Genomic DNA, 24,624 nt, shown 5'->3' on the forward strand with positions numbered 1-24,624 from the left:
CGAGCGTCCATGGTTAGGTAAGCGAATTCGTCAGCCGAAAGGAAATCCCATGTCAGCGACCGTCGCGCAATTCACATACGAGTCAGTCCGCGACGCCGTGCGCGCACACGAGCACAATTTCACCACGCCGACACTGATCGTGCTGACCGCAGGAAACCCGGTCGCGGTCAGCCGTTCGGCCGCGTGGGACGATCACGTCACCGCCGACGCCATGGCCACGACGCTGGCAGGCGTGGCGACACTGATCACCCGCCACCGTGCCCTATTCGGCCCTGCGGTGATCGCGTACGGGGTTGACCTGCCTGGTGAGCGGGTCGCGTTCGTCGTTGACCGCGACCGGTGCCGCCACCACATCCAACTGCCCGGCGTCCCGACTCAGCCGTTGCGCCGCGACCGGTGGGACGCTGCCATCGACGGACTGACTACGATGATCAACGCCCTATAGCGTCACCATCAACCGTGCGCGCCCGGCCGACTTTCCGGCCGGGCGCATTGCGCTTTCCGGCAAGAAAATCCCCGCCCGTAGCGGGCGTGAAAGGCGGGTTGTGGGGCGCCGTACCGTCGCGCCGCGACGGCGCGTCAGGGGCGACGCTAGGTGGGTTAAATGGGCTATTGGGTGCGTGGGTGGCCCGGAGGATTGAGGCCATGTCGTTCCTGTTCGCAGGTGCGAGAAAGAGTCTTGGGAATCGGGGTTGACAATCAACTGGTAAAGAGGGTCCATGGACGTGGGCAACAAAAGCTGCCCCGCGAAACCGCCAACAATAGGCACGCGACGTACCAATGCGGAATCGCAATTCAACGCCCTTTTCGTGCGGAGGTTTCATCACCATGTCCGAGAACCCCAACGCCACCGCGTCCGCCGCTGACACCGTTGCCCGCGCGCTTGCCGAGCACCCCGAGGGCATCACGACCCGCGATCTCGCCACCAAGGCCGGAATCGGTGCGTCGACGACCGCCAAAGCGCTCGCCGCGATGGAAACCGCCGGCACCGCCGTGCGCACCCCCGGTGCCGTCAACGGCGGCCGCAAGAGCGCCGACCTGTGGCAGCCCGTCATCACCCCGCAGAACCCCATCGCCGACGATGCCTCGAACACTGAGGAAGCCCCGAAATCTGAGGGCGCGCCGTCAGTCGTGGATGACGCGAAGGCCGTCACCGACGACGCGCCGGTGACCGAGACTGCCCCGCGCACCGGGGACGAGGTGCCCCCGACCGGCGACATCAATGACGCTGCCGACGACGCGTCGGTGCTCGGCAGCGGAACCGGCGACGGCGACGCGGGGCCGACGGCCGACACGCCCGGGGACGAGGCGCCGGTTGCGGCGATGTCGCGTCAGCCGGATCTGAAGGTTCTGATCATGGCCGGTGTGTTGGGTGATCACCTCGGTGGGGTGACGGCGACGGACGCGATCACGGAGAGTGGATTGGCCCCGGCGGTCGGGGACACGATTCTCGCCGCGATGGAGGTTGCCGGTGCGGCGCGCCGCCTGCCGGTGGCCAACGACGGTACCGAGCTGTGGGTGCGCGGTGACGGTGATCTCGCCACCGTGGACCCGGCCAAGGCCCCGACGCACATCCGCTGCCAGGCGTGCGGGCAGACTCGCCCGGTCCGGCGCTCCTCGGCGACCGGCCGCCGCACCAACGGCACCGGTGGGGTCGGTCGAGCCGCCGGTGGTGTCAACAGCGATGGGTCGCAGAAGCTCGCCAAGGGCGAGTTGGAGCGCCTGGTCGAGGCGTTCATCCGCGACCTCGGTCCCGGCCACGACGTGTCGCCGGTGATCGTGGGCCGTGAGTTGGGCGGCCGTAGTTCCGGCGCCTGCGGCAACGCGATGGACAAGCTGACCGCCCATGGGGTGCTGGTGCTGACCAGCGAGGCGCCGCGCGCGTTCGCGCTGGCGGACAACCCGCCGCCGCCGTCGGCCGAGGTCGTCGCGCTGATGACCCGCCCCGCCGGCGACGACAGCTCGGGCGACGCGGACATCCCGGTCAGCAGCGATACCCCGAGTACCAACGGCGTCCCGACCGCCGACGAGGCCCGCGCCGCGTAGCACCACGCCGATCGGTCCGGCCCGCGCGGGCCGGACCGATCGGCGTCCCCGTGTTCGAGCTTTCCTTCCGATGGCGAATGGATACCAAGTGATGAACCGTGTCAGCTACCGGCGGAGCGTGACGCTGCGGATGGTGTGCCCGGTGTGCCACGAACCGGCCCGCGCCTATGCGCCGCGCGTATGGGCCACAGGTAACGGGCCACGCCCGTCGTGGTCGCATGTGGACGGTGAGCCGTTGTGCCCCGTCGTCGGGACCGGCGGCTACCGGCCTGCACGCCGCGCGTGCGTACTGACCGCACTACACCCGACCGGTGCACACCGGTCCTCCGCACGCCGCGCGCGACGCGTACCGGCCGGGCCGTGACCCGCCGCGCGACGCGAACCGCGGTAAGCGGAACCGCGCCCGCCGCCGTCGCGATGGCGCGTACCCGGCAACCGCACCTCACGGTTCCCGGAGCGAGGGCCGGGCGGGCGGCCGGTGCACGATGAGCCATCGTCCGGACTCCAGTGATGATGACCCGGGCGGGGTGGACCTTCCCGCGATGCTGGCCGCGCGTCCTCGTGACGCGCGGCGAGGCCGTGCCCATTCCACCAGTCAACGAACATCCGGACCCATCCGGCGGCGGCTGGCACGCGCCGACCGGCCCGGCGGCGGCATAATCCCGCCCGGATTACACGGCGACAAACCCGACCGGTACCTGTGGGGCATCACCCGCACCTACCGGACCGGTTCATTCCCGAACACGGCTACACCGTCTACCTGCCCGCGCCGGTTCTAAACGGTGCGCACCCACCTGTACGGCCCGGACGGCCGTCTACAGCCCGCGCCTTACGCCCGGTAGGGCATGCCGCGCGACGGCCGCCAAATTCGCTGAAGAAACCTCGATAGACGAAAACAGATCGGCTTGATCCAACCATTGAGGTAGGAAACATTATTTGTGACGGCGTGACCCGGGTCGCAAGCCGCAAGTCGCGCCGTCCCCGATGTCCGTAACGACCCCGGAAAGGGGTGCCACCGTGGCACACGAACTCGAACGACTCGCCAACGGCCAGACCGCCTTCGCCTCCGCCCGTCTATCGGCCTGGCACCAACTCGGCACCGTCACCGACGAGTGCATGACCGCCGAAGAGGTGATGGACAAGGCGTGGCTCGGCGGCTGGAACGTCCGCAAGATCGCCCTGCAGGGCATCGAACTCACCGAGCACGGCGTGACGAAGGTCGACGCCGCCGACAAGTACATGACCGTGCGGACAAACCCGGTCACCGGCGCCACCGAGTACCTCGGCATCGTCGGCGAGGACTACCGCGTCGTGCAGAACGAGCAGGTCACCGAAACCCTCAACCTCCTCGTGGACGAGTCCGGCGCGCACTTCGAAACGGCCGGCTCAATGCGCGGCGGCAAGAGCGTGTTCGTCACGATGAAACTGCCGAACGCAATGCGCATCGCCGACGTCGACGACCTCGACCTGTACCTCGCCGCGACCACATCGCACGACGGCACCGCCTCCCTGCGCTTGGACGGAACACCAGTGCGAATCGTCTGCGCCAACACGCAACGTCTCGCCTACCGCCGTTCGCGGGCCTCGTACACGTTCCGGCACACCTCCAACGTCACCAATAAGATCGCCGAGGCGCGGCAGGCGCTCGGGCTGATGTGGCGCGCGTTCGACGCGTTCGAGACCGAAGCCGAAAAGATGATCAACGAGACGTTGACGATGGGCGAGTTCGAGAAAGTCGTCGCCCAGCTGTGGCCGCTCGCCGAGGACGCCTCGGACACGGCAAAGAACCTCGCCAAGCAACGCAGCTCGGTCCTGCGGTACCTCGTGCGCGACGCCGACACCCAGAAGGCGATCAAAGGCACCCGCTGGGCCGGATACCAGGCGATCACCGAGTACGTCGACCACTACGGCCCCGCCAAGTCCGACACCGCCCGCGCCACGCGAGCGCTGACCGGCACCGGCGCGGAGCTGAAGTCCCGCGCGTTCGAGCTGCTGACGGTCTGATATGGGCGAGCACACGGGCCGGCGCAGGAACACCCCGCCCGGCCCCGGGCGCCGCACCACGGCCGGGATCGCTGCCGTCCCCACCGCCAGTACGACCGGGGTCGCCGAGAGCACAGATGCACCAGCGGCGGTCACGGCGCAGGATTTGATCGCTCTCGTCAACGAGGTGTGCGACCTGTGGGCGCGGGCCGAGGTCGCCCGCGCGATGGCGGGCCACTCCACCACCGAAGCCGAACATACTCACCTCGCCGCCCGTGCCGATCACTGGGCCGAACTCGCCCGCGAACGGTACGAGACCGTCGCCGGGACGATCACGGCGGTGCTTCCGGACGCCGCCGCGCAGATCGAGCGGTTCATGCCGGTCCGGCCGCTCGACAACGGCCACGTCGAGCTGCGCGTGCACGACGCCGACGCGCGTCTGCTCGTCGTGTTGCTGTCCGGCTCGCAGGCCCTCGCCCTCGGCACGCACCTCACCGCACACGGAGCGATCAGCCTCGACCGGGCCGGTCACAAGATCGATAACGAACTGCCGCACATCGCGGCCGTGCCGCCGCTGACCGCCACGCCCACCACCGGGCACCCGGCTGACGCGATCAGCCCGCCCGCGCACCCGTGAGCGCGCTGGACGCCGCGCGGCCACTTCCCCGGCCGCGCGGCCCGGCATTCCGTTTTGTCTGCCCACCCGTATGGAGCGATCGCGCATGAGTCCGGAAGAGCTGTTCGACATTGCCCTTGCATACGCCGCCGCACGTGCCCGAGCGGCGCAACTTCGTGCCCGCGCGGCGCTTTCCCGCGACCGCGACACCACAACGACGTACCGCTCCAAGGCGAAGACCGCCACGCGGCGCGCCGACCTGTTCCGCGAGAAACTCCGCCACGGCCTCCACCAAGCAGGCGGCAGCACGACAACGACCGATGCGGTGTCGTTGCCGTTGAACGTCGCCGAGTTTCTGCGGTATTGCCTGCACAACGCGGCCGAGCGGTGGCGAGCGGCGATCGCCCACGCCGCCGCCGGAACCGTTCAGCCGCCGCAGTCCTCGCCGGCTGAGCCGGAACATCCCACCGCGGAACCGAGGCCGGCCGGATATCGAGGTGCACGACGGCTGTTAACCGGCGACCTGGAACGGGTCGAACACTTGAGCCGTCTCCTCGACCAGCATCTCGACCACGTGCGTGCCGGTGACGAAACGGAGGAACAGCCGTGACCCCCGATCCCCGCGACTTCGGGAACCCGCCGGTGCAGCTGCTGTTCTGCCGGCAGTGCCGCCGCGCGGTCAACACCTACGCCGGAATGACCGGAGTCACCTACTTGCACACGATCGAGCTGCGCGGCGGTACCGCTGATCACCGGCCGGATCCGGCGCCGGTGACCGAGATCGCCGATCCGCTGATCGAGTGCGACTTCTGCTCCGCGTCGGACGCGGCGTGGATCTACCGGTGCGCGGATCAACACACCGACATCCGTACCGTCACCACCCGCGTGGTGCGTCTCGGCGACTACCGGGATCGGCACGACGCGGCGCGTGCGCGGCGTGTCGAGACCGCTCCCGGGCTGACCCAGGCGTGGGGCGAGCAGTGGGCGGCATGCGCCGGATGCGGGCAGCTGGTCGAGGAGCGTGACTTGTACGGGCTGATCCGGCGGGTGGTCGAGGCCATGCCTCCGAAACTGACCCGAGGCAACCGCCTCCTGCGCGTACGCGGCACTCTGCACACCACCTACTCCGCGGTGTTCGACACGCTCATCCCCGGCAGAGGCCGGATCGAGCCCGGCCACCCGCTCGGCGTGTGGCCGAGCGGGTCGGACGGCACACGGTGACCGTGCCGCCGCCGCGCCGGCACCGCTTCGCGCTCACGCACGCGAAGAGGCTCCACCGCCCGGGACCGGTGTGCGGCGCCGACGACGCGACACCGGCCCGGCTCAGCGGCGACCCGCCGCTTGGGAGCTGTGTCGATTGTCTCGGGCTGGCGGAGTGGGAGGCGCTGCCGGATGACGCGACCGCGTGACCCCAGGGTGATCGAGGTGCTGCGCGAGGCGAAACGGGGCGCGGTGTGCAAGGTCGACGGGGTGGTGGTCGACGCGACCACCGCCGACGCGATCCTGACCGTGTACGGCGCCTGCACACCGGCCACGCGGGCGAAACTCGCAGCGTTGCGCCTCGACCGGATGGCGACCGTCGCGTGGCGAATCCTCCGCCCGCACCTGTAGGGCGGTCGGTGGCCGGCGGGCACACCCGAGGGTGCGCGCAAGTCCCGCCGGCCACCTCGCTCCGCTTTCGGCAATCGGCAGGTCCGTAACAATCTGCGTCTCCCGTCGGCGGAGCGTGCGCCGATCGTACGGCGGCCCGCCGCCGAGACTCCATCACGCAGCACGAGTCCGGCCACCGATGCGGCAGGCTCGATGCCGAGGCGGCAGCAGCTCAGGGAGGATGGGGTCGTGGCGACCCGCACGATCAACGGGCGTCGCGCTGTGGACCGGCGCGGCGTCGCCGCGCGCCTGCGAGTGGCGTACTCCACGGTCAACCACTGGCACCGCCAGCGCGCCCGTTTCAATTTTCCCGAGGGCGTCTCCTGCGATGGCCGAGACTGGTTCTGGGTGGAGGAGATCGACACGTTCCACACCACCCACCTCGCGGCCAAACGCGCCCAGCTGACCACGATCGACCGCAGCGGAGACCCCGACGAACTCGTCGGCTCCGGAACCGCGGCGAAGATCCTTCGCTACGGCTCATACCGCAACCTGCCCGACACCCTCCTCGACCAGGCAGACCGCACCGAGAAGCTGCCGGACGGGCGGATCCGCCGACGATGGTTCCGCCGCACCGTATGGGCCGTCGCCGACGCCCGCACCGGACGGCAATCCACCGGCCGCACCCTGGGCATCACCGGCCCACGCAAGCCGCACCCCTACGCCGACGACCCTCGACTAGCGGCGGCCGCCGCACTGCTGGCCGAGGCGACAAACACCGGCCAAGAGGCGCGTGGCCTCGGCGTGGAACTGGCCCGCCGCCTCGGCATCGGCGAGCGCACCGCGCAACGCCTCCTCGCCGCCGCGAACTCCGACCTCGACCGGTAACACCACCACGCACAAGGGATTGCCGCCGGCCCAGCCGGACCGGCAGCAATCGTCATACGGGCTCGGTCAGTCGTCGTCCCTGCCTGCAGGCGCGGCCGAAACCTGCGGGGCCTCGATCAGGTAACGCAGCACACCGTCGATGTCAGTCTCCCGGCGGGCGGCGGTACGGGCGAGCACGTCGTAGACGTCTTCGCTGACCTCGACCGTGTGGGTTGTGGGCTTCGGCATGGTCATCTCGGTTCCTCCGGTCGGTCGTAAACGGGCTGGGCGTCGGCCCGGTTTCGGGCACCCGCGCCCATCCATGCCGGCCAGCGTGAAGCGATCAAGCCTGTCCCGGGCACCGGACTGGCACCGGAAGCTGAACTACTGATCTCGCTCAGGAGCGAGAGCCAAGGTTCGTCATTCGGGAGCCACCTCGCCGACGGCGCCGCATGAATTGTGGTGTTGTCGCAATATTGTCACTGAAGCCCTCCGCTTAGCCCATGCCACCCAAGCTGACCGGAAGGCCCGGCGGCGAACCCGATCCCGGCTTCGGTTGCCCTAAAAAGGAGTTCAATGTCAAGCTCAGATTCGCCTGTACCGACCGCAAGTGATCCTCCGAGCATCCTCGGCGCCACGCTCCTTAATGTGCTCGTCGCAGCTGGCGTGTTCAGTATTGTTGGCTACTATCTGTATTGGTGTCAACAATCCGGCTATTTCGGAGCCTTTTCTGTCAGCTTGGAACAGGTGGGTGTGAGCGGCAGCGTTCAAATCCAACGAGCAAGCCTTCTAGTAGCAAATTTGCTGTTCGGAATTGCTGCGATCGGCATGATCTGGGCTCTTGTGCACTTTTTCAAGCATGGCATTAAGGCGAACTGGGACAAGAAATTTAATTTGGTTGTAGTGTCGGTTCTCGCACTACTTCACCTTGGCATCATTGCTCAACTAGTCGCTGACCATAACTGGACTCGACACATCTTTTACACCTCCGTTGCACTGGTTGCGGCGTCTGGAGTTCTAGTTGGTACCCGACGGCTCTGGAAGGAAATCGAGGCTCAGGCCGACGAGAGCGTCAAGCGCAGGTTTCGCGCCTATCTGGTTGCGGCATCGGCGGCGTCGCTTTTGGGTGTTCTTGGTTTCGCAACGAACGCATGGTTCTACAACGTTGGTACCACAGTTCGGGAGCAGGGCGGGAGCCGATTCGGTTACCTCGTCGGTATCTCGGCGCCACACGCCGAAGTGGTATGGCGGTCGCCCTCTACGGATCAGTGCACAGAGGGACTCCTTCTCGGCGAAGCGAGTGCGCAGTACGTTGTGTACTGCCTGTCTGACGGGCGCGTTTACTACATTCCAAGAGTCGACGCACGAGTCATTACCGAGCCAAAGTCTTAACGCACTTTTGCACGTCAGAATGCCTACCCATAGTCCGCGGTGGCCGTGACGTTGCGGTAGGCACCATCTCCGGCGAAGTCGTCGAGACGTCCGAAGTCGTCGGGACATCCGGATCTGCCGCTGTCAGTGCGAACCGGCCGGTCGCTGAACGTGCGAACACCAGACGAGACACAACACACCCGCCCTCAACCCGAGCAGCGGTTATCACCTCATAGCCCCAGCAAGCAAACCGCACGGACAGTTGCCGCTTTGAGGGACAATGCATTAGAGGGAGTTGGTATGCCAATCTACTTCAGCGACAGCTTGGTGAACTGCGCTCTCGATTTCTGTGTGGAAATCGGCAATCGCCTTCTTTACAGCCTTGTCGGGAAGTCCGGCGCTGCTCAATGCCTGTCGTGCGCCGTCGCTGGCCGTTCGCGTCAGTGGGCCGATCCGTCGACGGCGGATGGCCGTGCGGCTTTCGCGCGCGTCGTCGCCGGCCGCTGGCTGACCATCTGGGCTGACCAAGTCCCGACTCTGTAAAGTCCGTTTCAGGGCGGCGTCCGCGCCGGCACGGCCAATTACGCGGATGCGGGCGTCAAGAGCCGATCGTTCGGTGCGCCGAAGGTGTGCGCGGGGAGCGGAGGCTGTGTTGAACCGAGCTACTTCGCTGCGGACGGATACTGAGTTGCCATTGCCGGCAGCGACCAGTCCGCCTCGCACTCGTCCTGCAGCGCCGGACAGTGCGATGGCCCCCTCAGGGAATGTGGCGCCGAGCCGGGCTGTGCCGTCCAGATCGCCCAGAGTTTTCCGTAGAGAGTTCCCGAGGCTGTCGTCGTTCCTGCCGGCATGGATCAGTTCGTACAGGGATCTCGCCACGCGGTCGTACCGGATCAGTCTGGCCATCGACATGTCGGCCTTCCGAACCCGTACAACCTGTACGTCGCGGATGACATTGTATGAGCCGATGGACACCTTATGGCATCTCCTGATGGCGATGCGGTCCACGCATCCCATGGTGCGGGCGACGCTCTGAACTCGAGCCGGGTCGACAGATCCGGCTACGGGAGTGTGTAGGCCTCGGACGAAGCGTCGATAGTTGTCGAATGTCAGACCGGCGCCGCCCGCACGGAGGCGGTTCTCAACCCATCGCGCGCTGGCCCTTATGTACCGGTCGAGGTCGCCCCGTTTGACTCTGGCTTGAGTGATCTCGAACCTGCGGTGGGCATCGATCTGGCCGCCGGATCCCACCAGCACACAACGCGAATGCGAGACGTTCAGCTCGCGCGCAGAGCCCCAGCTGCCTCGGCCGACCTTTGCCATCCTCTGGGCCGGGGCAAAGACCTCAACCTTGATCGATTTACCTGGGTGGGCGAAGTCATGCTTTTCTGGCTGAGTCGCCGGGCCGCGGTCCCCTAACTCTCTCCAGTTGAGCCGACCTGAGTATTCCAGGTGTTGCTCGACCTGCAGTACAACGTCATCGAGCGACCGCCACAAGCAAGCTACACCCATTCGCTGCAAGGGATCGTGGTACTGCCCCGCCCATTGCAGGCAATCCCGGCCGAGTTTCCGGGTCAGCAAGCGGTGAAGGTCCTGTAGGGCGCTGTACGGATCGAGATCATGGGGTGACTCGAGTCCGTGGAGAAGCTCATCGTCAAGATCGATTCCTGGTAGACGCATCAACCGTCCCAGGAGAGATCCGACCCGCCGCTGCCAGGTATTCGGTGTGACCGGCCCGATCGGCCACTCGTCAGGCTGCTCAACAACTACTGGTAGCGGCGCCTCGGCGGCATCGGTGACTTCGCGCGCAGCTACGAACGCGACACGTTTGCCCTCGTTCGCGGTCGGGGGATCCTCGCCGACCGCATGTCGGACCTCTGCGACCATGTCAGTGCACCGTCCGTCGCACTCGGACGAATCGCGTTCGGACCCGGTCTTACTGGGTGCGGTGTCTTCCGTCGACGCCGACATGGACGTGGTCAACATCGACACGGTTTCCACGGCTGATGATTCCTGCGGCACCACCTCGTCCGGCTCGACCGTCCTCGACGCCTCGACGGCTGCGGCGACGCCGGGAACACCGCCTGGAGCGTCGCTGGTGTCAGTGGTCTCGGTGGCGTGGACGTCGGACTCATCCGCGTTGACGCCGCCGGGCGTGACGGGCGTGTCTGCAACCGGAAAACTCGGCGGGACCGACGTCGTGTCGGGCACCGCTGCCAGCCCAATCTCGCTTGTATCGACATCGTCGGACTCCAGCGCAGGCGCCTCAGCGAACACGGTTCCAAACATGCCGTCGTCGATATCATCCGGCTTAAGTCCACCGGCCACGGTTAACGCGGAACCGATAACGCTGGTGTCGACCTCGTCCGGCGGATAATCGGCAACCTGGTTGAGTGCAGAACCGATAACGCGTCGGTAAACTTCGGCCCATCCGTACGCGTCAGCCGGGCCGAAGCCGGAACCGATCAAGTGGCTGTCGTCCTCGTCGGCGTCCGCGGTGATGGCCTCGAACATTTCGTAGTCATCGGGCGTGAAGGCGGCAGGTGAACCGCTGCTGTACACGCTGTGGATCACCCGAGGGGCCTCATAGCCGCCACCTGATATCTCCAGCACGCCGCCACCGCCAACCTTTCGCCCGGGCCCGCCAGGGGCTTGTCAATGCATGACGTTGCCATTGCCGATCTGCAACTTCCGATTCCGCTTCAGGTTGAACGTGTTTCGCTGCCAGGACGACATCTGATCCATTTGATGCACCTCGCCTTGGGCAACGTGGTGATCATCGGTGCGATCGCCGAACTCGGGCAGGCTCTGGAGGAATGCGAACGCGAACGCGGCGGCATTGCGAGCCGCCTTCGGTTGCCAGTGCATGTCCGCCTCCGGGTTCTTGCCGACAAGGAGGTCGGAGACTCCCCTGATCGGAAGCGCGTGACACCGATGGTCGCTGGCGTGCACGCCGTGAAGGAATCCGTAGCTCTCCATGTCGACGGCTACCGCTTCGGAGCAGTACTTTCGCAGTCGCCTGAAACTCGAGGACTGCCGTGAGGCAAGAACCTTCCCGCCGGACGCGATCTGCGCAACCATCGCGCGCGGTTCGCCGTCCAAGGCGCCCTTGACGAAGACCTGCCAGGCGGCGTTCGCGGCGACCGTTCGTGCGTGTCTGATCAATCGCTCGGACGACGAATGCTGCCTGATCCGCGGCCTGAACCCGAACCGGATCTCCTTGCCTCGTTCGTAGTGGACTACCGACTCCCCGACCACGACATCACCGTGATGCAGGTCGTTCAACCCACCTGCGATGCCGACGAACAGCGCCACTTCGGGTCGGTGTTCGGCGATGATCCGCTGGCATTCGCCGGCAGCCGCGATATTGCCGACGCCGACCTCCAGCAGGGACACTCGCCAAGTCCCATGATCGCCGGCGAAGGTACCGGTGCGCGCTTGTACTCGGGAACGACCAGGCCTCTGGTAATCGAGGTGGTCCAGTACAGCCCTGCTTTCGACCTGCAATGCAGTCATGATCACGGCCGTGCGATGCTGCGGCATACGCTCCACGTTCAAATGATGACAAGATCGACGGTCACAATCCACGATCCGTACTACGACGGACGGTTCCTGGAAGGTCGGACACAGGGCCGGCACCAGTGGCTCGCTGCCCCGGCACCTGCAACTGTCACGTTCAGGACGCCCGCAGCATCCAGCCACGGATACGGTGCTGTGACTACTGCGATCCGTTGGGAAGTGGGTCATGAACCCGTTGTCCATCGCCCCGTAGCCCTCCTCGCGCATGGCCGCGTCTTCATGCCGGATCCGCGCCATGAGGTCATCAATTGCGCACCGCTCTCATCGCTCACCCGCGATGATGCCGACCTGGCCACCACCGCCAACCGGCTTTGTCGGGGATCCAGGGGCATCCGCCTCTGCCGCAGAGGAAGCGCACCGCATCCCACTCCCATGACTACGCGTGAGCGAGTACCTCTCGACTAACTGGCGTAGCGCTGCGGTAGACAGGTGGCTTCCAAACTCGCGAACATCGAGGTCGGGTAGATCCAGCGGCTCCCGAACTCAGCGACTCCGGCTCTGGAGCTCACCACTGGACGCAGACGACAGAGCTTCGTCTCTACGCTGTGGTTGTGGAGCGGTGTCCGTTGACGGGTTCCGCGGACTGGTCGCTGTTTGCCGCCGCTGCCTCCTTCCGTAGCAGAGCGAGCAGTTCGGAGGCTCGGTTGTTGCGCACGGCGTGGCCGTTGCGGCGCATCTCCTTCGCGAGCGCGTCCCGGCTCAGTGGGTGACCTTCGCGGAGGAGTTGATCGCGCGCCGTGCGGGCAGCAGCGAACAGCGAATCGAGGCCGTCCGCAGGTGCGCTCCCGGCCGGAACGGTGGGCCGGCCGACCTCGCTGCTGCGGTGAGGACCGTTGTGCGTGTCGCTGCGGTGATGGCCGTCCGCGGGCGGGTGCGCGGAGGCGAGGTGGTCGACCGGACGCTCATCTCGGTTCCTCTGTTCGGCGCGCGGCCGGGCAGCCGTTGCCCCGGTCGCGGCAGCGGGTTCGGGGCGGCGGTGCCCTCCGTTCCTTGCGTCGTGAGGTGCGGCGGCCGGTTCCGGGACCGTGTGGGGCGGTGGAGCTGGGGCCGTCGGTTCGTTCGTGGGATGAGCGGTTGGTGTGGTGGTGTCGCGGAGGCGGGCGGCGAGTTCTACCAGGGAGACCGAGGCGACGATGATGAGGCCGTCGGCTGATAGCGGTAGTAGGTAGGGGACGGTGCCGACTTCGCCGTAGCGGGCGACGACGCCGACCATGTGCCAGTAGGAGACCCACGCGGCGATGCCGGCGATGGCTACGGTTGCGACGATCCGGACGACGCCGAGCGCGGGCCGGTATACCGGGATGCGGGTGACGAGTTCGACCGTGATGAGTAGGGCGAGTGGTGGCCACGCGGCGATGGCTTGCGCGATCGGATGTGGCCGGGCGTGGAGGATGTTCGCGGTGACCGAGGCGGTGACGCCGAGGACGAGGGTGGCGCGCACGGCCCATTGCAGACGCCGGATCTGGCTTTCTGTCATGCTCGGCCACCGGCGGCCGTGTGGTGTTGGAATTGGCGTTCGGCGACGTGGCGGGTCGCCAGGGACGGTTCGGCGTCGAGGTCGGCCAGGCGCTCTTCCAGACGGCGCAGCAGCCGGCGCACGGCGTCGGGTCGTCGGTTGCGGCCGTGGATGCGCATGATGCGCTGGTACAGCTCCTCGTTGAGCGGGTCGAGGCTGATTGCCTGTTCCAACGCGGCAACGGCCTGGTCGGGCTGGTCGGGCTCGAGGATTTCGGCGATGCGGGCGTGGACGGCGAGGATGTGGTGCCGGTAGGTGGTGGCGTGATCGGCGATCCAGGCGCGGTCGTGCCCGTCGGCGAAGTCACCTCCGTACAGCCCTGCCGCCTCGCGCAACGTCGCCAGCATGTTCGTGTCGTCGGTGGCGGTGTTGGCGCGCTGGATGGCGGTGAGCATCTGCCACAGGTCCACGGTCATCGTGTTGGGGTCGAGCCGGTATTGGCTGGTGGCTGGGTCGTAGATGACGAAGAACTCGTGGTCGCGGCCGGTGGCGGTGCGTAGGACTCGGCGGGTGGTGTTGAGGTCGGTTCGGACCCGCTTGACCGCCGCTGTCGGCTCGGTGTTCGGGTAGAGCGCATCTGCGAGTTGGTCGAGGGTGCGCCCGGCCGGGTATGCGGCGAGTAGGGCGAGGGCGATGGTCGAGCCGGTGCGCATCCCGGTTGTGATGGGCCCCGTGTCGGTGGAGACGGTGACCGGGCCGAGGACCCGCAGCCGCACGGGCGCAAGCGCGGCGGCGTCGTGGACCGGTGCGGACTCCGCCGGTGCCGCTACGGGCTGCGGGGCGGTGGTGGGAGCGTCGATGTCGATCCCGGCCTCGGGCCGTGGGATCGCTTCGGCCAGCGCGGCGAGAACGCCGGCCAGGTCGACGTCTTCAAGTGTCGACATGCGCCGGGCTCCGGTGTCGGCGCCGCCGATCACGGTGCCGTCGCGTCCGACCTTGACCAGCGGGACGGCGTCGAGCGCGCCCAGGACGACGACGTACATGTGTAGCGTCGCGGCCCGTTCGGCGATCCTGCAGAGTTGGGCGGCGTGGCGCTCGCTGGTGTCGAGGAGCAGGAGGTAGGGCGGCTGGGTCTCGGCGTGGTCGATCCGTGCGTTCAACTCGGTGATCGTGTGGGCGGCGAGGTCGTCCAGCAGCCGGCGCCGGCCGAGGGTCTCGGCTTCGGCGTGCGCGACGGCTGCGGCACTGTCGGCGCAGACGATCAGTCGTTCGCCGTCGAAGCTCGACCCGTCGGGGTCCAACCCGACCGGCTTTACCCCGCCAGGGAGGAGCCGGGCCAGCAATTGTGTCGTGGTGACCACGAGCGGGCGGTTTACGGCGGGCTTGTGCGCGCCGGTGGCGAGCGCGGCGGCGAGAACGGCCCGCGCCGCCGAGGCGGCACCCGCACCGTGCAGACCCATGCCGGGACCGGCCAGGTCGAGCAGACCGATGTCGGTGCCGTGCGTGTCGATGCCGATCGGCACATCTACGCGTCTGAGAGTTTCGTGCTGCTCGAGGGTGTCGAGGCGCCGGTTGGCGATGGTGTCGAGTCGCGTCAACGAGTCCGGCAGCGGTGATGGCTGCGGCGCCAGCGTCGCAGAGATGGGGTAGGACAGCCGGGCGCGGCGTCGATGCTGAAGGCGCAGGAGCCCGGCCACCACCGCGATCAGGCCAGCAAGGCCCAGGCTGACCCACCCGCGTGACGGTAGGGAGATCCCCGAATTCGGTGTGTGGGCGGAGCCGAGATCGGCTTTTGGCGACGACGCGTCCGGTCGGGGGGTCTGCGAAGAGTCCTCTGGGCCGCTGCTCGCGCCTGCCTGCGGTGGCGCCGGTTCCGGTTCAGGGTCCGGGGCCGGCGAGGTGGGTGGGGGAGTGGCCGGCGGGCTCGGGTCGGGAGGGCTCGCGGCCGGCGCGGGCAGGTACAACGTCCAGCCGGGATGAATGACATCCGGGTTCGTGAGCGTGCCTCCGACAGGCCAACGGCGACCGCGGTTGAGGTTGAAAATCTCCGGCCACCGGCTGCCGTCACCGAGCCACCGCTCGGCGATGGCCCACAACGTGTCGCCGTGGTGCACCGTGCATTCGGAAACGCCCTCGTCGGTGGACCGCAGCGGCAGATGCGGTCCGGACTCGCCGTCAGCGTCAGCCGGTGTGGCAGGTTCGGGATCCGGTTGTGCGGGCGCCACCGCCGTGGCGACGCTGGCCGACGCCACGGCCGGAAGCGCGGTGCCGGCGACCGCAACCGTCCCGAACAGCGTCCACCACCACCGCGCACCCCACCCGACCGACAGACGCGGTCCGACCGCACGCATCCGCCACCGACCTCGCAGACGACGAGGCCGGTCACGAAACGCTGAGCATGTCTCGGCCGCGGCGCCAGCCACGAACGCGGCCCACAACAACCACAGCACCCCAACCAGCACCGCACGCAGATGCTTTCCGGTGATCGGCTCCTGCACCGATGCAACGAACTGCTCGACGGCCGGAACCCGGCCCGGTACCGGCCAGCCGCCCACCACCAGCAGGACAGCAGGCCAGCCCAGCACGACGGCAAGAACCACTAACCAGCGAACAGCACCCCGGGCAGCGGACACGGTGACTCCTAGCGAAGGCGGCACGCATCAGCGCCACTGCCTCTCCGGCCAGTGGCGCAACGCGAACGACAGTGCCGTCTCCACAGCGAGCCAAAACCGACGACTGTGATGCGCCGCCGACATCGGTGGAGCCGGTCGCACCGACGCTATTTATCCCGAGAGCTGCCGGGAAGGACTGTGACGTTCACAGAAGTTCACAGAAGTTAACACCGCAGGTCACAGGCCATCGGCTCGACCACCACGGCGAGGCCACCTGGAATCGCATGTTCATCGCCAGATCGGCTCGGGTGCCGGCGGTGCGGCCGGCAGATCGACGGAGGGGACTGCTGCACGGCGTGCCGAACGGGTACGGGTCGGCCGGGCCGGCACCGAGCGGCCCAATGCAAATGCGTTTGCTACGGCTGCCCCATGGTGCGCACACAGCTCGATCTCCCGAACGGCCCCCTCCGGGCCGGTGATGGTCCACGTATGCGCGGGATCCTTGCCGCACCGATCGCACTCGCGCACCTCAACGGCCAGTTTTGCCACAATCAGCAGGCTATCCGAACACCGGCCAGGACATGCAGGGCCAGGGACCGAGTGCGGGCAACTGCACCATGCAATGGTGGCTGCCGGTACTGCAATGGCCGTCCTACGTTGGCTCGCTCGCGGCTGATGAGGGCTGCCGAGCCGCTCTGTACACAACCATGGGCCACCTTGGCTGCGATTCTCGCCGGTCGTACCGCAGGTCGAACTCGATGCGAATCGGCCTCATCTAACGGTGGCCGTACGGACGACCGGAAGATGACGTCAACGACGAGTGTTGATCAATCAAACCGTGAGAAGCTGCGGCGACGCGTGGCGTTTCCGTGCTGCGCGCCGACCAATCTCGTTCCCACTAGGTCAGCGCGCCGATGGCAACGCGCGGACGGTTGACCTGAAGTGAATTTACGGCGCAGTCGACAGTAGTAGCCGGGCGACGTCGCAGTCCAGCCCAACAATAGCGCCAATGAGATTGGAGCAATTCACATGTCGAGCCTCCTGTCGGCAGTGCTGCCCCTGGTAGGCGTCGTTCTCGGTGCGGCCGGGGCGTTCGCGACCCAATACTTGAGCACGCGAGAAACGAGAAGTCAAGCCAGGAGGGCGGCAGCAATTCTGATACGGGACGAACGGAAGCTGGCGATAAAGGAGTTCTTGCGGATCTCCCAGAAAGTGGAACGCTTAGCCGAGCATCGCTGGCAAGGTGATAACCAATTCATTGAAGGATCACCTGAATTGACTCACGAGATGTGGTTCCGGCAGAAGTGTGTGGAACTTGTGTCGACGGAACCGGTACGTGATGCCGCCAGAACGTACGCGTGGCACATGTCGGAAGCTACGTACGGCCGAGTTCCGCAGGGCAAGTCGGTTTGGAGTTACCTAACCGAAGGTCGGGAGCCGTTCCTTGCCGCGGCTAGGGTCGAGCTAGGAGTCGATCTGTCGGGCATGGAGGGGGCGATCGCGTAGCTGTGATCGCGAAGTGAACTGGCTCCCTCGGGCGCGCAGTGAGCGTGTCATGTCCCGATCGGGGCGGATGCGATCATCGTCGATCCTAGATTTGCCGCGCGTGTCCTAGTCGAGTGTGGCGACGTACACGCCTTTGCCTTTCTGGCCGATGAGGAACTGGCGGGCTTTGAGCTCGACCATGGCCATGCGGATGACCGTTTCCGAGACGCCGTAGTGGGCGGTGAGTTCGCGTGTTGATGGAAGTTTGTCGCCTGGCCGAAGCTTTCCGGCCTTGATCTGATCGACGATGTCGTCGATGACCTGCCGGTATCCCGGCGCTCCGGACCGCCAATCAACTGCCATGGGCACAACCTACGCCTCCAGGTAACGCTGGTGTTGCCCGGGCGCTGATCAGTCGGGCGGTGTTGAAGCACCGGGGGCGATACCTGAGGTCTACGGTGTTGACCATGTCCCGCAGCACCGGTCACGACATGGCCTCGGTGAGTGCTGACCGGGAAGAGCCGTTGTGGTTGCGGGGAAGCCGACTCCTGGCCGCCGGGGTGGTGCACGGCGCGGCGTGCCCGCTGCTGGTGTGGGCCGCGTTGCTGCTCTGGCAGGAACCGCGCACGCCGACGGGCGGCTTGTTGATGGCCTGCGTTGCGATCGTGGTGGCTGCGGTCTGCGTCGTTGCGGCGCTGGCACAGCTGGTGTGCGGCGGCCGGATAGCGGTCGGCATGGTGCGGGCCGGATTGCGCCGCTGAGCGACAGTCCCAGGGCATACCGTGGCGGATCGACTCTTTCATTGCTCGGGGTGGTTCCCGCTGGAGCGCAGCGGTGGTCACGGGTTCGGGCTGCGCGTTGTAAGAAGGTGCTCGGCCAGGCGGACGGTTTCGTCGTCGGGCGCTATTCCGTAGGCGGCGAGCTGCTGCGTGAGGTGCCGGTAGGTGTGGGCTGCGGCGTCGAGGTCGGCGCCGTCGGCGTGGTGTTTCATGATGCGGCGGTGGACGCTCTCGTTCAGCGGGTCGACGTCGAGCGCCTGCCGCAGCAGGTCCAGAGTGGCGCCGTGATCGGTGGCCGCGTCGGCGAGGTGCAGGTAGGCGTCGATCGTGGTGCGCCTGGTTGCTTCCCGGTGCGGTGTGAGCCACGGCCAGTCGGCGCCGGCGGCGAGTTCGTCGGCGTACAGATCGGTGAGCGCGCGTAGGGCTTCCTGGCGTTGTTCAGTGTCTGCGGCGGTGGCGGCGCGGGAGCGCAGGTGCTCGTACGTCCACAGGTCGACGTCGAGGTGGGTGGGGTGGAGGCGGTACCGGTCGCCGGTGCGGTCGAGCGCGTCGGCGGCGTAGGGGCGTAGCGCGGTGCGCAGTGAGCTGAGGGTGGTTTGCAGCCGCCGGTACGCCGAGTGCGTCCGGACGTCGGGCCACATCGCGGCCAGCAGCTCGCCGGTGGTCAGGCCGTGCTTGTGGACGGCGAGGAGGACGAGGACTTCGACGGCGGCGCGGCGTTGGATCGGGATTTCGGTCATCCCACCGTGGCGGTCGTAGAGGACCGTGTCGCCGAGCACGCGCAGGCGAAGCGCCGGCCGCGAGCCGTTGTCGGCCATGGAGTGCGCAGAGTTGCCGGTCGCGGTCTCCTTGGCGGGGCTGCGCGGTTCGGGGCTTGTGGTCGGGTCGTGGGCGAGGGCGACGGTGGCGTGGCCGGTTGGCGGGGTGAGGACGCTGAGGCGTCCGCCGGTGGTGGTGCCGTCGGTGTCGATGTGCCAGGTCGGCGTTTCCTCATCTGGTGCCGGGCCGAGCATGAGGGTGGTGGTGTGCAGGTGCGCGGCGACCGCTGCCGCGAATCTCCAGCGGGGCAGGTCGGTGCTGGACGGCGGTTCGATCAGGACCAGCGTGCGGGTGGAGGCGGCGGGTTCGGGAATGCGGTTGAGGAGGTGCTGCTCATAGTCGTCGAGCAGCCGGGCGGCGTCGACGGCCAGGCGGAGCCGGGCCAGGCCGCTGTGCGCAGCGGTGCCGAAGAGGCGTTCCCATGTGGTGGTGGTGCACCACACGGTTCCGCCGGTGGGGGTAAGGAGGGTGGCGGCGACGGCGGCGCGGAGTGCGGCGTCGGCGCCTGGGCCGGTCCAGCACAGCATTCCGGGAGGTGGTGTGAGGACCGGCGACGGTGTCGTGTCGCGGCTTTCGGACGGATCTTCACCGGGTGGGGTTGGTGCGGCGGCGCGCAGGATCGCGGCGATCGGTGGGGGTACGGGGGCAAGGTCGGGGTCGGTGCGGGTGGTGGTGATGGTGCCGGGGCGGTAGAGGCGTCGGCGGTGGATCCATCGGGCGGTGACGGCGGCGGTCAGGGTGTCGGTGAGGTGCCCGTCGAGCCAGCTGCCGTCCGGCAACGACAGTCCGACCGCCGATACCGGTTCGGCTGTGACGGCGGGCGGGACCACCGCCGGGGCCGGGGGCTGCGGGGTTGTTGGTGTGGTGTCGGTGTCCGGTGTGGGTGGCACGGCCGCGAGGGCTATGTCCGGGCCTGGTGGGGTGGTTGCGGTGGTGAGGCCGACCGCGACGGCGCCGACCATCCCGCCCGCGATCACCTGCGTTGGCCCGCCTGGGAGAAGACGCGGCATCGCGGGGCGGGGGCGGCGGGCAAGTCGGCGGCCGAGCCGTGCTGCCGCAACGAGCGTGATGCTGGCGGCCCGTATGACGATGAGGAGCCAGAGGAGCCACACTGCGCACGCGATGATCCGGGCACCGAAGTAGCGGGCTTCGGCCGGAAGGCGTGGCAGGGCTGAGGTCCACTTGAGGAGTTCGTCGGTGGTCGGGAGTGTGGTGGGCCAGGGCGGCCAGCCGCCCCACCACCACAGCAGCGCCGGGATCCCGATGAGCACGGCGGCCGTGAGCGTCACGTCCAAGGCGACGGACGCCGACCGTTTCGCCCACGCGAGGATGCCGCGTGGGACGTGCGGCGGGTTGGTACGCGGCGGTGTCACGGCTGTGCTGGTGTCGTTGTGGGGAGCCGGGATATCGACCAGACGCGGCGTGCCCACCATGCGGTGGCGGTGCCGATCCACACGCACGCCAACAGGCTCGGTTTAACGGCGGCGACGGTGCCGAAGGCGAGCGCCGGAATCGCCAACATTGCCCGGGTGAGAGGGCTGGCGGGCACGATCAACGCGGTCGCCGCGCCGAGCAGGATCCCACCACCGAGGCGTACCGCCATCCGGGTGGCATCCTCACCGGGGGCAAAAAGCGTGTGGGAGTACTGCATGAGCAGCATCCCGGCAGTGGCCGCGATGATCGAGTAGGTCGGCGGTGCCAGACGTGGATGCCATCCACCGGCAGGGGGGTGCAGACGGCGGGTGGAGATCAGCCCGGCAGCCAGGAGCGCACCGATAGCGAAGGGCAGCGTCGGGCCGATCGACCAGACCAGAAAGTTCGTCAACTCGATGCCGAAGACCAGGAAGTTGAGGACGGCGCCGCACGCGGCGATCAAGACTGCGCAGACGGCGGAGGCCGCTACCGTGCCGCCGAATCGGGTCGGGGTGTCGACCGCCTGCTCGGGTGCGGTCTCCCCGCGACTGGTCCTGGCGGCGGCGGTGAAGACCGCTGAGAGGGAAATGAGCGACAACGTCATCAGGGCGCAGGCCATCGCCAGCTCACCCCAGTTGATGACCATGTAGCGATGGTCGCCGACGTCGACGGTGCCCTCGACATAGCCGGTCGCCGACGCGTGCCACCACAGCGCCAACGCACCCACGAATGGCACCAGGCACGCCAGGCTTCGTGCCACCGGCGGGCCGGTCCACACCACCGGGTCCAACACCAACCGGCGAAACACCCGCACCGCCACGTCCACCGACGCACCCTGCTCGCCGCTGCCCTCGCCGACCTGTTCGGTGGCCGACGCCGCAACAACTGCGCCACCCTCAGCGGCGTCAACCGGCTGCTTCCGCGGCACAGCATCGACAACCGGCGCGGACGCGGTCGATACCGCCGCTGTCGCTGTGGCTGTCGCTGTCGGGAATGGGGAGGCGCCGCCGCAGGCGGCGGCGAGAACCGGGTTCGCCACCGTGCGCACCACCAGCCCGGTCGCCTCGCCGAGCAGCACCTCAACGCGCGCCAACAGCGCGCCGCCGCCGGCCAGCCACACGCCGCCGCCGGTTTCCGCAGGCACCTGCGCCACCTCGATCACCGAGCGGACCAGAGCAGCGATCTCGGCGAAGACCGGCTCGCTCACCTCACGCACCACCCAGTCCGGCACCACCAGCGGCGGGCTCGCGCCCGGCAACACCACCTTCACCGCCGCGTCAGTACCGAGCTGCTCCTTGCCCGAGCGCACCGCGGCCACCAGTCGCCGCCGATACCCGTCCTCCACCGCAGGCTCGTTGAGGACCGGCAATAACCGCGCCGCCAACACCGCATCGATCCGATCGCCACCGGCATCGGCGGCCATCGTCGCGACCACCTCAAATCCCGCCGTGTTACGGCGGACCACACTCACCTCACACCCGGCGCCGACGTCCACCACCACGATCCACCGGCCTACACCGAACCCGCGGGGATCCGCTCCGGCAACCCGGCGTGCGATCGCGACCGGCGCCTCAACCAGCTCCGCACCGGCCAAACCCGCCCGGTGAGCGGCCTGACGCAACAACAGCCGCCGGGCCGGTCCCCACCCCGCCGGCGTCACCACCGACACCTCACCCGGCCGGCCCCACCGCGCCGTAGCCGCCTCGCACACCGGCCGCAGCACCGCCGCGACCAGATCCACCGCCTCCACCCGCCGCTCACCCACGACAAGCACACCGTCGCCAAGCCGCCGCAACGGCGCTTCCACGTACAAGGCCGGCAATCGCAGCGCCCGCTCCAACCCGGCCACGCCCGGCACCAACTCGCCACCCGGATTCACGAACACCCCGGACGGCGTCACCGCACCGCCATCGACAGCAAGCGGAGTGCAACTGCCGTCAGCTAAGGCGCCCACCGCCACGACCGACGAGGCGCCTACATCGATACCTATCCGGATCTCCGCCGCCACGACAAACAGTCCTACCACCATCAACTACCCGAAGGCATCAGTTGATCTCGAAGCGTTTCGGTCGAAGTCGGCAGCTCGACAACTCGTGCTGTCTATGGATGGCTGCCGCCGAACGTGACGCTCGAGCGTGGCTGGCTCGATCGACCGCCAGGGTTCTGTGTCTGTGTCAGCTCGTCGAGGCGGCGCCAGCCCTCGCCGGTGACGAGTTGAGCCAGCGTGTCGCGGGCCTCGACCTCGGTGGCGAACTCGCCCAACGACGAGCGGCCGGCGCGCCTCGCCTCGATCTCCCACAACCCCGCCGGGTTGTACCGCAACCACACATCCCGACGGCTACCCGTGCCCCACAACCCGTTCCACCAATGTTCCCGCGTCTCCACCCACACACCGTATCGAACACTTGTTCTAGCAGGTCAAGACCGACACGCTGTGTTGAAGCGGTCACTTACTCGTGCTCGACTGATTGCCATGGCGGCGACCCGGCGGCACTCTTCGCCGGTGCGAGGCTTCTCGTTGGCACATTCAGGTCGCGCTCGCTGGCAGGCCGGCGATCAGCATTTGGCTACGGAAGAGCTCTTGCCGACTCCGAAAAGGTGGGCCGCATCGGTCCCCTGCGTCCGCCACAGCCCATAGTTTTGGCGCGCGTGAAGCACCGGGCGCTACTCGTGGTCCGGGCCGACCCAGAACAGGCCGCGCTCATTCAGGTCGGCGTCGTACTCCAGCACGACACTCCACCCGGCACGCTCGTCTGGTGCGTCAATGCCCAGCGAGCGTGCGTAGGCGGTCAGCGCTTTGGTCCCGAGGACGTCGAGCTGCCGGTGGAGGTCAGCCAGCGTTGCCGGGTCTGCTTGGACCGGGTACTCGTCAACGTGGGTCATCGGTGGCTAGTCCTTCGCCTGTTCCTGGGTAGTCCCATACTCGCACGGTGCTGTTGGGCAGTACCTGAAACACCGTCAGCCGCGAGCCGACCGGCAGCGTCGCTTCGACGTTCTCGTCGCATCCGTCGTCGCCGGGACACGGCTTCATGTTGGTGTAGATCACGGCCTGGCGGATTCCGTGGCGGCGCATGTAGGCGGTGGCGTTGGACTCCACGTGCCAGGTGAACTTCATCGACCGGTACGGCTCGACCAGGTCCCCATGCGCGCCGGTGTCGCCGGGGCCGACGATCGGCGTCAGCGGGTTGCCGTCCATGTCATACAGCTGGCCGGCGGCAACGCCGCGGCCGACGTGCGGCAGCATCCGCTCGATCGCTGTGCGGTCCGGCCGGGGACGCACGAACACGACCGGCTCGGCGTCGGGGTTCCCACCGCTGGATGAGCCGCCGGCTGCGCGCGCTTCCTCGAGCGCGTCGGCGACGAGCTGCTGCACGACGGTACACCGTTCGCCGACCGCCTGAACGACGGTTCGTATACCTTGGAGCTGGGCCAGCATCGGGCCGGGCTGCCCGCCGCGCAGGGTCGCGGCGGCGAGCTGCTGTACCTCGCGGAGCCGCCCGAGGGCGCGCCCGATGCCGAGGTGGAGCTCGCGCAACGGTTCGACGGTCGGGGAGAGGACGTCGATCGTCTGCTGCGGGGTCGGCTGCTGCGGCGCGGCTGTCACCGTCTCGCGGATGTTGCCAACAGCGGCGATCACTGGAATGAGATGTCCGCGTACGTCGCCGACGCCTTGCCGGACCCGGCTCATCGCCTGCGCGATCCCCGTGAAGCCAGCGCGGGCCATGCGTGCTGCGACGTCGCCCGCAACGCGGTCCGCGGCAGCAGAAATCTCCGTAGCCCGCCGCAGGCCGGTCCCCATCGCCTCCAGGCCATCGTCAACGTCCGTCAGCGACATCGGCTCCCCACAGGTGGACGCTCGACGTGGGCGCAGCGTAGGTACCGCCCGTCGCCGCCGGCAATATGCCGGCAGCACGGGAAGGTACGGCGCAACTCCGGTCCATGTTGAGGTCGCGCCGCCAGTGCCAGCACCGAGGCCGTGGCGCTGACACCGTCCCGAGCGCGGTCAGG

The 24,624-nt window shown here is 67.8% G+C and carries 20 protein-coding genes and 1 pseudogene; 10 read left to right on the forward strand and 11 right to left on the reverse strand.

The window, feature by feature from the left end; all coding sequences use genetic code 11:
* Window positions 1–49: 49 nt before the first annotated feature.
* The 8 genes and pseudogenes from Val02_RS33175 (at window position 50) to Val02_RS33210 (ending at window position 7,123) form a co-directional block, all read left to right on the forward strand.
* Entirely contained in the window at window positions 50–445 is a 396-nt protein-coding gene (locus Val02_RS33175; RefSeq protein ID WP_203903218.1) for a hypothetical protein, read from the forward strand.
* A gap of 383 nt (window positions 446–828) precedes the next feature.
* Window positions 829–2,046: a hypothetical protein gene (locus tag Val02_RS33180; protein WP_239153518.1), complete on the forward strand. Its 1,218-nt coding sequence runs from the start codon at window positions 829–831 to the stop codon at window positions 2,044–2,046.
* 1,017 nt (window positions 2,047–3,063) lie between these two features.
* Entirely contained in the window at window positions 3,064–4,050 is a 987-nt protein-coding gene (locus tag Val02_RS33185; RefSeq protein ID WP_203903219.1) for a DUF932 domain-containing protein, read from the forward strand.
* Window position 4,051: 1 nt separating this feature from the next.
* Window positions 4,052–4,666 carry a hypothetical protein gene (locus tag Val02_RS33190; RefSeq protein ID WP_203903220.1) on the forward strand — a complete coding sequence of 205 codons (615 nt, stop codon included), beginning with the start codon at window positions 4,052–4,054 and terminating at the stop codon, window positions 4,664–4,666.
* An 85-nt stretch (window positions 4,667–4,751) separates the two neighbouring features.
* A complete protein-coding gene (locus Val02_RS33195; RefSeq protein WP_203903221.1) occupies window positions 4,752–5,255 on the forward strand; it encodes a hypothetical protein in 504 nt (167 codons plus the stop codon).
* Window positions 5,252–5,866 carry a hypothetical protein gene (locus Val02_RS33200; RefSeq protein WP_203903263.1) on the forward strand — a complete coding sequence of 205 codons (615 nt, stop codon included), beginning with the start codon at window positions 5,252–5,254 and terminating at the stop codon, window positions 5,864–5,866. Before Val02_RS33195 ends, Val02_RS33200 begins: the two co-directional genes overlap by 4 nt.
* Window positions 5,867–5,868: 2 nt before the next feature.
* Window positions 5,869–6,256, forward strand: a pseudogene (locus Val02_RS33205) (hypothetical protein).
* A gap of 228 nt (window positions 6,257–6,484) precedes the next feature.
* Window positions 6,485–7,123, forward strand: coding sequence for a hypothetical protein (locus tag Val02_RS33210; protein WP_239153519.1), 639 nt, complete (start codon window positions 6,485–6,487; stop codon window positions 7,121–7,123).
* Between the two features lie 66 nt (window positions 7,124–7,189).
* Here Val02_RS33210 and Val02_RS33215 read toward each other — a convergent pair whose 3' ends face one another.
* Window positions 7,190–7,357: a hypothetical protein gene (locus Val02_RS33215; RefSeq protein ID WP_203903223.1), complete on the reverse strand. Its 168-nt coding sequence runs from the start codon at window positions 7,355–7,357 to the stop codon at window positions 7,190–7,192.
* A gap of 321 nt (window positions 7,358–7,678) precedes the next feature.
* On the opposite strand from Val02_RS33215, the gene Val02_RS33220 reads away from it, so the two are divergent.
* Window positions 7,679–8,494 (forward strand): hypothetical protein, encoded by an 816-nt coding sequence (locus Val02_RS33220; protein WP_203903224.1) that lies wholly within the window; start codon window positions 7,679–7,681, stop codon window positions 8,492–8,494.
* 264 nt (window positions 8,495–8,758) lie between these two features.
* Here Val02_RS33220 and Val02_RS33225 read toward each other — a convergent pair whose 3' ends face one another.
* The 5 genes from Val02_RS33225 to Val02_RS33245 all read right to left on the reverse strand — a co-directional run bounded on the left by Val02_RS33225 (window position 8,759) and on the right by Val02_RS33245 (window position 17,968).
* Complete coding sequence (locus tag Val02_RS33225; protein ID WP_203903225.1) at window positions 8,759–11,086, reverse strand: hypothetical protein; 2,328 nt, start codon at window positions 11,084–11,086, stop codon at window positions 8,759–8,761.
* A 42-nt stretch (window positions 11,087–11,128) separates the two neighbouring features.
* The gene (locus Val02_RS33230; RefSeq protein ID WP_239153526.1) at window positions 11,129–12,016 is read right to left on the reverse strand and encodes a 5'-methylthioadenosine/S-adenosylhomocysteine nucleosidase family protein; all 888 of its coding nucleotides are present in this window, start codon (window positions 12,014–12,016) and stop codon (window positions 11,129–11,131) included.
* A 574-nt stretch (window positions 12,017–12,590) separates the two neighbouring features.
* Entirely contained in the window at window positions 12,591–13,529 is a 939-nt protein-coding gene (locus tag Val02_RS33235) for a DUF2637 domain-containing protein (RefSeq protein ID WP_203903227.1), read from the reverse strand.
* Window positions 13,526–16,141, reverse strand: a complete 2,616-nt coding sequence (locus Val02_RS33240; RefSeq protein WP_203903228.1) for an AfsR/SARP family transcriptional regulator — start codon at window positions 16,139–16,141, stop codon at window positions 13,526–13,528. The genes Val02_RS33235 and Val02_RS33240 overlap by 4 nt, the downstream gene beginning before the upstream one ends.
* 1,590 nt (window positions 16,142–17,731) lie before the next feature.
* A complete protein-coding gene (locus tag Val02_RS33245) occupies window positions 17,732–17,968 on the reverse strand; it encodes a winged helix-turn-helix domain-containing protein (RefSeq protein ID WP_203903229.1) in 237 nt (78 codons plus the stop codon).
* Between the two features lie 104 nt (window positions 17,969–18,072).
* Between Val02_RS33245 and Val02_RS33250 the strand changes: the two genes are divergently transcribed.
* Entirely contained in the window at window positions 18,073–18,366 is a 294-nt protein-coding gene (locus tag Val02_RS33250) for a hypothetical protein (RefSeq protein ID WP_203903230.1), read from the forward strand.
* Between the two features lie 77 nt (window positions 18,367–18,443).
* Here Val02_RS33250 and Val02_RS33255 read toward each other — a convergent pair whose 3' ends face one another.
* The 5 genes from Val02_RS33255 to Val02_RS47730 all read right to left on the reverse strand — a co-directional run bounded on the left by Val02_RS33255 (window position 18,444) and on the right by Val02_RS47730 (window position 24,451).
* On the reverse strand, window positions 18,444–20,576 hold the full coding sequence (locus tag Val02_RS33255) for an AfsR/SARP family transcriptional regulator (RefSeq protein ID WP_203903231.1): 2,133 nt from the start codon (window positions 20,574–20,576) through the stop codon (window positions 18,444–18,446).
* The gene (locus tag Val02_RS33260) at window positions 20,573–22,624 is read right to left on the reverse strand and encodes an Hsp70 family protein (protein WP_203903232.1); all 2,052 of its coding nucleotides are present in this window, start codon (window positions 22,622–22,624) and stop codon (window positions 20,573–20,575) included. Before Val02_RS33260 ends, Val02_RS33255 begins: the two co-directional genes overlap by 4 nt.
* Before the next feature lie 92 nt (window positions 22,625–22,716).
* Window positions 22,717–23,001 (reverse strand): hypothetical protein, encoded by a 285-nt coding sequence (locus tag Val02_RS33265; protein ID WP_203903233.1) that lies wholly within the window; start codon window positions 22,999–23,001, stop codon window positions 22,717–22,719.
* 279 nt (window positions 23,002–23,280) lie between these two features.
* Window positions 23,281–23,499, reverse strand: coding sequence for a hypothetical protein (locus Val02_RS47725; protein ID WP_239153520.1), 219 nt, complete (start codon window positions 23,497–23,499; stop codon window positions 23,281–23,283).
* A complete protein-coding gene (locus Val02_RS47730; RefSeq protein WP_239153521.1) occupies window positions 23,486–24,451 on the reverse strand; it encodes a DddA-like double-stranded DNA deaminase toxin in 966 nt (321 codons plus the stop codon). The genes Val02_RS47725 and Val02_RS47730 overlap by 14 nt, the downstream gene beginning before the upstream one ends.
* Window positions 24,452–24,624: the final 173 nt, after the last annotated feature.

Source organism: Virgisporangium aliadipatigenens (assembly GCF_016863615.1).
Lineage (GTDB): Bacteria > Actinomycetota > Actinomycetes > Mycobacteriales > Micromonosporaceae > Virgisporangium > Virgisporangium aliadipatigenens.